At 60.9% G+C, this 862-nt stretch carries 1 pseudogene; it reads left to right on the plus strand.

Annotation, left to right across the window (positions count from 1 at the left end):
* A pseudogene (locus tag XANALMUS060_RS17235) lies at positions 1-859 on the plus strand (IS3 family transposase); the annotation flags it as partial.
* Positions 860-862 lie beyond the last annotated feature (3 nt).

Genomic DNA, 862 nt, shown 5'->3' on the forward strand with positions numbered 1-862 from the left:
GAACGTTGCCGCAATGAGTTTCCGATTCGGCTGATGTGCCGCTGCCTGAAGGTATCAGCCAGCGGCTACTACGAGTGGAGTAAGCGCCCTGCGAGCGCCCGGCAGCTCGACAATGAGCGCCTGGCGGTACGGATGCGCGAACTGCACGAAGACAGCCGCGGTACGTTGGGGGCCGGTCGCATGCGCGAAGACTTGGCTCAGGAAGGCGAGAGTGCCAGCCTGAACCGGGTAGCACGCCTGATGGCGGCCGACGGCCTGCAGGGCTGGCCCCGGCGGAAGCGTCGCGGGCAGCGTGCAGGTTCGGCCGTGACGCCACCAGGGGTCACTAACCTGCTTGAGCGCGATTTTGTCGCGCTGGAGCCGGAAACCAAGTGGGTGACCGATATCACCGAGATCAAGACCCAGCAGGGCAAGCTGTATCTGTGCATCGTATTGGATCTGTACGACCAGCGTATTGTGGGCTGGTCAACGCATGATCGGCAGGACCGTCAGATGGTGCTACGTGCTGTACAAATGGCGGTGTGGCAGCGGCAAGGAAGTGATGAGGTGATCCTGCATTCGGATCGTGGCAGTCAGTTCCGCAGCGGTGACTACCAGGGGTATCTCGCGGCTAACGGGCTGATCTGCTCAATGAGCGCAGTGGGGCATTGCGGCGACAACGCGGCCTGCGAAGGCTTTTTTGGACTGCTCAAGCAAGCGTGAGCGCATCTATCGAACGAGCTACCACACACTGGATGCAGCACGGGCGGATGTGTTTGACTACATCGAGCGACGCCACAACCCAAGGATGCGGCGAAGGGCGGCCAAGCAGGATCAGAAAGTTGCAGCTCTTTTACAACCGTCCGTGATATCGGGGTAGAAC

This window comes from Xanthomonas sp. MUS 060, assembly GCF_000963215.1.
GTDB lineage: Bacteria > Pseudomonadota > Gammaproteobacteria > Xanthomonadales > Xanthomonadaceae > Xanthomonas_A.